Raw genomic sequence first — 7,602 nt, 5'->3', positions numbered from 1 at the left:
GTCTCGCTCCTCGCGGCCCGCGAGGAGCGAGACACGCCACGAGTCAACGCCGTTCGGCGGGCGGGGAGAGTTCGTCGGCGAGGGTGTGGGTGACCGAGCTGAGCGTCTCGATGTGGTGCGCCAGCCAGAACATGAACTGCGCCTCCGCCGTGCGGACGTCCATCCGCAGCGCGCGCGAGGCGCGGTCCAGCTTGTAGAGCATCGTGTTGCGGTGCAGGTTGAGCGAGCGCGCCGCCGCGTTCAGGTTGCCGGCGGCCTTGATGTACGCCAGCACGATCGACTCCAGGTCGCCGCCGCCCGCCTGCCGCAGCGGCGCGAGCGTCTCCGCCGCGAACGACCGGCCCTCCACGCTCCCCGCGACCTCCTTCAGCGCCGCGAACACGCGCAGGTCGTCGTACCCGCACACCGGCTCCGCCCCGGTGTGCCAGGCCAGCCCCATCGCCAGCCGCGCCTCGTAGTAGCTCGTCGCGACGCCCGCCGCGCCCTCGCCGGGGCGCCCGTACGTGACGCGCAGATCGTCCCCGAGGGGCTGCAGGAGCCGCCGCCGGAGCCGCTGCGCGAACCGGGCGGCCTCCTTCCGCTCCTGGAGCGGATCGCCGCAGGACGCCAGCTGCCGGATGACGACGATGGTGGAGCCGATCGCGGCGGTCAGCGTGATCCCGTCGGGGTCCATCGCCTGCGCGATCCGGGTGGCGGTCAGCTTCAGCCGCAGGTAGTCGCGGCCGACCGGCAGGAGCGACGAGGCCGCCACCACGTGCACGGCGAAGTGCCCGTCCACGTCGAAGCCGTGGTGGCGGGCGCGGGCGCCCAGTTCGTACGGGTCGGCGAACCGGCCGTGCACCAGCGCCTCCACGAAGTCGCCGCGGGCGCGCTCCTCGGCCGCCCGCACCGACCGCTGCCGCAGCATCTCCGAGCCGGTCAGCGTCGCGCCGTGCTCGGCGATCACGCGGTGCTGGGCCAGGTCGTGCTCGTCCGGCGGGAACGCCCGCTCGGCCATCACCAGCCGCCCGTACGGCTCGCCGCCCACGATGATCGGCGTGACCAGCACCCGGACCGGCTCGCCGCCGGGGGCGCCGCCGAGTTCGACGTCCAGCTCCTCCGGCTGCCCGCCGGTCGCCACCGGCAGGTCCGCGACCACCGGCCACGGCGACTCGGCCCGCGCCGGGACGGGCGGCAGCGCGGCCGCGAGCGCGTCCGGGTCGGCCGTGGTGCCGTCCGGCGGCTCCGCCCACGCCAGCCGCTCGCCCTCGTCGTCCTGGATCAGCACCGGGCAGCGGGCCAGGTTGGCGATCGCGTGCGCCATCGCGGGGATGCCGGAGCCCTGCGCGAGGACGTCGCCCAGCGCGCGGTGCACCCGCGCCCCGTACTCCAGGACGTGCGAGGTCTGCGCCAGCGCCTTCTGCCCGACGAGCCGGCTCACCGCCCGGTAGTCGGCCTCCTCGCGCAGGTCCAGCAGCGGGACGCCGGCCCGGTCCGCCGCGCGCGCCGCGGCCGTCAGGTCCGACCGGGTGCCCGGCGGCTGCCAAGCCAGCAGCGCCGCGGCGCCGCGCCGTGCCAGCTCCAGGATGAGCGCCCCCGCCTCCTCGGCGGCGGCCAGCTTGGTTGCGGGCAGGTGGATGGCGATGCAGCCGAGGTCGGGCGCGCCCGTGCCCTCCTCGGCGTACCGGCGGGTCTCCGACAGCGGCAGGCACCAGGAGACCGGGCGGTCGAGCCCCGCCGCGCCCGCGACCAGGCTGCCGCGCAGCAGCGGCTCGGCCAGCAGGGCCCCGACGCTGATGCGGCCGTCCTGGCCGGCGGTGACGGCGCCGGCGTGCTGGTGTACGGCGTGCTGATGTGCCATGTGCCCACATCCCGTCCCTCTGGTTCGGCAGAGTGTACATAGTCCGGTCCGGTGGGGTCCCGGAGACTTGCTGCCGTGGCCGAGGGACTGGCGGGCGGAACGAGGCAGGGAATCCTTTTTCTCCGCCTCCCCATTCTGCGGCGGCGCAACGTGTCGGGCAATACCTCGAATGCACGTTTTCCATTTCGAGGGAATTTCGGAAGGAGTCGAAAATGCAGACCGTTCACCGGCTGACCCTGGAGGACGCGCTCGTGCTGCTTCAGGCGGCCGAGGAGGAGGCGGCGCGGATCGGCGTCAAGGAGACGATCTGCATCGCCGACGACGGCGCCCACCCGATCGCCCTGCACCGGATGACCGGCGCCCGGCTCACCGGCGTGGAGATCGCGATCGCCAAGGCGTTCACCGCGGCCGGGCACCAGCGCGACACCCACAAGTTCAACGAGCCGCCGAACGGTCCCGCGCTGCCCGGCAACGAGGCGTTCGGGATCAGCCAGATGCACCCGGGTAAGTTCGCCGTCTTCGTCGGCGGCTTCCCGATCGTGTACGAGGGCCAGGTCATCGGCGCGGTCGGCGTGAGCGGCGGGAACGGCGAGCAGGACAAGGCGGTGGGCGCCGCGGCGCTGCGCGCGTTCGAGGAGAAGATCGCGCCTCGTCCGGCCGGGTGAGCCCGGGCGGCGGCGCGGCCCGGCCCCGGCCGCCGGGTGGCCGGGGCCGGGCCGGGACGGGCGGTGCATGGGCGGCCCGGAGCGGGGTAAACGCCGATCCGGACATGTCCGAAGAAAAGGGGCGAGTTGGTGGTCAGGCCGGTACCGGGGCGACGCCCTGGCCGGAACCGGTGCGGGCACCCGCGCGACCACCGCTCGGCCCGCCTGGCCGCCGGACACGGGAGCACCATGACCGCCGACACGTCAACGTCCCCGAGCGGGGGGACGGCCGCCGACACCCCCGCCGAGCAGCGCATCCGCCGCCGCCTGGAGCGGCTCATCGGGATCGCGGCGACCGAGGGCAACGCCCTCTTACCGCTCCGCAACGGGGACGAGATCTTCCCCGCGATGCTGGCCGCGATCACCGCCGCCGAGCGCACCATCGACATGATGACCTACGTGTACTGGCGCGGCGACATCGCCCGCCGGTTCTCCGCGGCGCTCTGCGACCGGGCCCGGGCCGGGGTGCGGGTGCGGCTCCTCCTGGACGGGATCGGCAGCCATCCCATCGAGAAGGGCCTGCTGGACGAGATGAGCCGCAGCGGGGTCACCGTCGCGTGGTTCCGCAAGCCGCTGCGCCACTCGCCGTTCAAGCAGAACCACCGCTGCCACCGCAAGGTCCTGGTCGTCGACGAGGACGTCGCGTTCACCGGCGGTGTCGGCATCGCCGAGGAGTGGTGCGGCGACGCCCGCGACGAGAACGAGTGGCGCGACACCCACGTCGAGGTCCGCGGGCCCGCGGTGGACGGCATCGCGGCCGGTTTCGCCCAGGGCTGGGCCGAGTGCCATGACGAGCTGTTCGACGAGCGCGACCGCTTCACCGCGCACGAGCCGGCCGGCGACGCGATCGTGCAGGTCGTGCGCGGCTCGGCCAGCATCGGCTGGCAGGACATGCAGACGCTGACGCGGGTGGTGCTGGAGTCCGCGGAGGAGCGCGTCCGCCTCTCCACGGCCTACTTCTCCCCGGACGACTACTTCACCGGCCTGCTGGGACGGACCGCCCGGCGCGGCGTGGACGTCGAGATCCTGCTGCCCGGCCCGCACATCGACAAGCGCGTCTCGCTGCTGGGCGGCCAGCGGCACTACGAGGCGCTGCTGGCCGACGGGGTGCGGATCTGGCAGTTCCAGCCGACGATGCTGCACACCAAGGTCCTCACCGCCGACGGGATCGTGTCGCTCGTCGGCTCCACGAACTTCAACCGCCGGTCCATGGACCACGACGAGGAGATCATGCTCGCCGTCGTGGACCGCGGCTTCACCCGCACGCTGGACGGCCATTTCGACGAGGATCTCCGCCGCGCCGAGGAAATCGTGGAATGGCGCTGGAAGAAGCGCTCCCGCGTGCAGCGCGCCGCGGAACTCTCGATAGCGCCGATCCGCCGCTTCCTGTGACCTGGATCGCGTCACGGAAAGTCCGCGAAGATGTGCCGTGCGCACCGAGTCCAAACCGTGATCTTCTCCCGGCATGAGGTCGCTGCCTGCGGGGACACCGGGGCCGAGGAGGAAACAAAATGCCCTGGTTGATGATTCTCGTGCTGCTTCTGGTGCTGCTTCTGTTCGGCGCCGGATTCGCGGTGAAGATCCTCTGGATAATCGCCGCCATCGTGCTGGTCCTGTGGCTGCTGGGCTTCGTCTCGCGCAGCACCGGGCCGAGCGGGAAGCGCGGCCGCTGGTACCGCTGGTAGCGATATATGAGAACGCCACCGCGCCCTTCCCTTTCCGGGAACGGGCGCGGTGGCGTCTCTCAGCGGGCCGCGCCGAGCGCCTCCACGGCCGCCGCCGCGGCCAGGACCGTCGCGTCCCGGTGCCGCCGCCCGACGATCTGCAGGCCCACCGGCGCGCCGCCCGCCGTGCCGGCCGGCACCGACACCGCAGGATGCCCCGACAGGTTGAACGGGAACGTCACCGCCAGCGCCCCCCAGTGGTCCACCGCCCGCCCGGCGATCTCGGTCGGCATTGGCCCTTCGGCGGCGAACGCCGGGACCTGCGTGGCGGGCGTCAGCAGCAGGTCGAACCGCTCGAACGCCGCCGCCAGCTCCGCCACCAGCCGCGCCCGCGCCTGGTGGGCGTCGACCAGCGCGTCCGCGTCCAGGGCCGCCGCGGCGTCCCCGTACCGGCGCACGGTCGGATGCACGTCCCCGAGCCGGCCGGCCGCCTCCCGCAGTTCGGCGTGCACGTCCGCGACCGACAGCGTCCGGAACGCGGCGCCGCACGCCGCCTCCAGCCGCAGCCCGGCCTCCACCCGCCGGAGCCCCGCCTCCGCGGCGAACTTCTCCGCCACCGCGCCGACCGCGGCGGCCACCTCGGGATCGCACGGCGCGTTCCCGAGGTCCGGCGCCCACGCGACGCGCAGCCCGCGCAGATCGATCGCGCCGAGCGCGGCCTCGAACGGCTCGGCCGGCGCGGGCAGCGAGGACCGGTCGTACTCGTCGGCGCCGCACACGCAGTCCAGGTAGCGCGCGGTGTCCCGCACCGTGCGCGTGAGCACGCCGTAGTGGTCGTTCTCGGCCGTGCCCCAGTGGTACGGCCCGCGCGGGACGCGCCCGTACGTCCCCTTGAAGCCGACCAGCCCGCAGTACGAGGCCGGGATCCGCAGCGACCCGGCCCCGTCCGTGCCGGTCGCGACGGGCACCATCCCGGCCGCGACCGCCGCCGCCGACCCGCCGCTGGAGCCGCCCGGCGTGAGCGCCGGGTTCCACGGGTTCCGGGTGACGCCGTGCAGCCGCGACGCGGTGAACGAGGCCCGCCCGAACTCCGGCGACGCCGTCGCCCCGACCGGCACCGCCCCCGCCGCCACGGCCCGCGCCACCAGCGTGGACGTGTGCCGCGCGACCCGGTCCGCGTGCAGGGCGCTGCCCATCGCGAACGGCCACCCGGCCACCGCGTGCAGCTCCTTCACCCCGAGCGGCACCCCGGCCAGCGGCCCGGGATCGTCCCCGCGCGCGACCCTCTCGTCCACCTCCCGCGCCCGCCGGACGGCCCCCTCGGCGTCCACGTGCACGAACGCGCCCAGCCCGGGATCCAGCCGCGCGATCCGGTCCAGCGCCTCCTCGACCGCCTCCCGCGCGCCGAGCGCCCCCTTCCGCACCAGCTCGGCCGTCTCCACGACCGTGCGCGCGCCTCCCGCGGGATCGGACGCCGTGCCGGCGCCCGGCCGGCCGCCCGTCACAGGAGCACCGTCGCGATCGCGGTCGCCACGACGAGGCCGGTGACGACGGGGACGAAGAGGCGGCGGGCCAGGTCGATGACGGAGACGCCGGTCAGCCCGGCGACGACGATCAGCGACGACCAGATGACCAGGGTGCCGCCGCCGGTCCAGCTGGCGCCGTTCTGGGCGATCGCGGCCAGCGTGGCCACGTCGGCGCCCGACCCGTCGCCGAGCGAGCCGGCCAGCGAGCCGGTGAACGGCAGGCCGGGCCAGCCGTTGCCGTCCAGGCCGATCACCATCCCGATCAGCAGCATCGCGAACGAGGCGAAGACCGGGACCTCCGGGATGTGCGGCCGGACGTTCGCGATCGCGTCCAGGAGGAAGCCGGGCGCCTTGGCGCCGTCCGGGAGGCCGAGGATCTCGCCGGAGTAGTCGGACAGGCCCACGTAGACGAAGCCCGCGACGGGGATGACCATGCCCATCGTGCGGAACGCGAACGCGATGCCCTCGGTGAAGTGGCCGCCGATGTCCTCCGTCCACCCCCGGCGGTTCGCGACCAGGGCGATCACCACGAGGGCGAGCGCGGCGGTGCCGCCGACCAGCGGGGCGCCCGCGCCGTCGTCGATGTCCGGCACGAGCGAGGTGAAGCGGCCCAGCAGCATGAAGACCAGCAGGAGCGCGAAGAGGGCCGGCACGGCGACCGCGACGATCCGGGCCTGCGGGGTCGGGGCGGGGGCCGGGACCGGAGCCGGGGCGGCGGGCTCCGGGCCGCCGCCCGTGGCGGTGAGCGTGGCGGTGCCCCCGCCGCCACCGGCCGGCCTCGTCCCGCCGCCTTCGGCACGTTCCAAACGGGTGGTGGCCTGCGCGGTCGCCGTCTCGGTGACCGGCAGCCTGATCGCGGCCGCGGCCACCGGGTCGAGCATCCTGGTGCGGACGTCGCGCAGGTACGCGACCGCGAGCGCGACCACGCCGGCGATCAGCGAGATGACCAGCGCGCGGTCGGCGATGTCCGGGGCGGGGACGTTCGCGCCCTCGGCGGACAGGCCGGGGGCCACGCCCATGATGTAGTCCGAGCTCAGCGCCATGCCCTGGCCGGTGATGGCGATCGCCAGCGCCGCCCCGAACGGCGCCAGCCCGGCCTTCACGGCGGCGGGCAGCAGGATCGCGGCGATCAGCGGCAGCACCGGGGTGGGCCAGAACGACATCGACAGCAGGTACGTCACCACCGCCAGGACGACGTACGCGACATGCCCGTTGCGGAACAGGCCGCGCAGCGGGCGGATCATCAGGGCGTCCGCGCCGAGCCCCCGCATCGCCCCCAGCATGGCGGTGACCAGCGCGATGATGATGAAGATCGGCAGCAGTTCGCGGGTGGCGACGATCGCGCCGTTGAAGATCGCGCCGAGGCCGGTGACGAGGCTTCCCCCGTACGCGACGCCGGTGGCGAAGGTGGCCACGACGGCCAGCGCGATCACGTTTCGCTTCGCCACCACGGTGGCGATCAGGGCGGCTAGCCCGAGCAGATAGATCCAGTGGGCAGCGGACAACGCGTCACCATCCATTGCGGGGAAGGGCCGGCTGGAGAAGGGGTCTGAGGGGTCCGAGGGGACACTGCTAGGCTTTTGTTAAATGCTGATTGCGCGGCTGTTACGGTCGTTCCGGCGATATTCGCACGGGTGCCAGTGACTCTGGCCGATGGTTTTTCGACCGACAATGAGAAAAGCGCACACCGGGCCCGCCGTCGTTTTGTGCAACGTGCCGGATGACGCTGCGTGTCCGGCTGGTATATGGCGGCGGTCCGGGCGGTGCCGTCACGGTGCGTGCACGGGGCGTGGCCGGTTCCGGAGTCTCATGCGCGACATGCGGCCGATGTGGTCAGAGCAGGCCCGTTGATCTGCTCCAATGAAATG

At 73.8% G+C, this 7,602-nt stretch carries 6 protein-coding genes; 3 read left to right on the top strand and 3 right to left on the bottom strand.

The features are described from left to right. Positions 1–43: 43 nt before the first annotated feature. Positions 44–1,840 (bottom strand): helix-turn-helix domain-containing protein, encoded by a 1,797-nt coding sequence (locus ACA361_RS00995; RefSeq protein ID WP_375009810.1) that lies wholly within the window; start codon positions 1,838–1,840, stop codon positions 44–46. A gap of 212 nt (positions 1,841–2,052) precedes the next feature. Here ACA361_RS00995 and ACA361_RS00990 point away from each other — a divergent pair, with 212 nt between their 5' ends. From ACA361_RS00990 to ACA361_RS00980, 3 genes are all read left to right on the top strand, one after another. Further along, on the top strand, positions 2,053–2,505 hold the full coding sequence (locus ACA361_RS00990; RefSeq protein ID WP_375009809.1) for a heme-binding protein: 453 nt from the start codon (positions 2,053–2,055) through the stop codon (positions 2,503–2,505). A gap of 228 nt (positions 2,506–2,733) precedes the next feature. Beyond that, positions 2,734–3,936 (top strand): phosphatidylserine/phosphatidylglycerophosphate/cardiolipin synthase family protein, encoded by a 1,203-nt coding sequence (locus ACA361_RS00985; protein ID WP_375009808.1) that lies wholly within the window; start codon positions 2,734–2,736, stop codon positions 3,934–3,936. 119 nt (positions 3,937–4,055) lie between these two features. Further along, positions 4,056–4,229, top strand: a complete 174-nt coding sequence (locus ACA361_RS00980) for a DUF5670 family protein (RefSeq protein WP_375009807.1) — start codon at positions 4,056–4,058, stop codon at positions 4,227–4,229. 59 nt (positions 4,230–4,288) lie between these two features. Here ACA361_RS00980 and ACA361_RS00975 read toward each other — a convergent pair whose 3' ends face one another. Continuing rightward, positions 4,289–5,713 carry an amidase gene (locus ACA361_RS00975; protein ID WP_375009806.1) on the bottom strand — a complete coding sequence of 475 codons (1,425 nt, stop codon included), beginning with the start codon at positions 5,711–5,713 and terminating at the stop codon, positions 4,289–4,291. Next, a complete protein-coding gene (locus ACA361_RS00970; protein ID WP_375009805.1) occupies positions 5,710–7,239 on the bottom strand; it encodes a hypothetical protein in 1,530 nt (509 codons plus the stop codon). Before ACA361_RS00970 ends, ACA361_RS00975 begins: the two co-directional genes overlap by 4 nt. Between the last annotated feature and the right edge of the window lie 363 nt (positions 7,240–7,602).

Source organism: Actinomadura sp. 21ATH (genome assembly GCF_041951345.1).
Taxonomy (GTDB): Bacteria; Actinomycetota; Actinomycetes; order Streptosporangiales; family Streptosporangiaceae; genus Spirillospora.
The sequence above is the reverse complement of the archived record's forward strand: the minus strand, read 5'-3'. Positions and strand labels throughout refer to the sequence as shown.

Coding starts and splice junctions, on each gene's coding strand:
- ACA361_RS00985 (WP_375009808.1), top strand. CDS start 2,734: ATGACCGCCGACACGTCAACGTCCCCGAGCGGGGGGACGGCCGCCGAC.
- ACA361_RS00995 (WP_375009810.1), bottom strand. CDS start 1,840: ATGGCACATCAGCACGCCGTACACCAGCACGCCGGCGCCGTCACCGCC.
- ACA361_RS00990 (WP_375009809.1), top strand. CDS start 2,053: ATGCAGACCGTTCACCGGCTGACCCTGGAGGACGCGCTCGTGCTGCTT.
- ACA361_RS00980 (WP_375009807.1), top strand. CDS start 4,056: ATGCCCTGGTTGATGATTCTCGTGCTGCTTCTGGTGCTGCTTCTGTTC.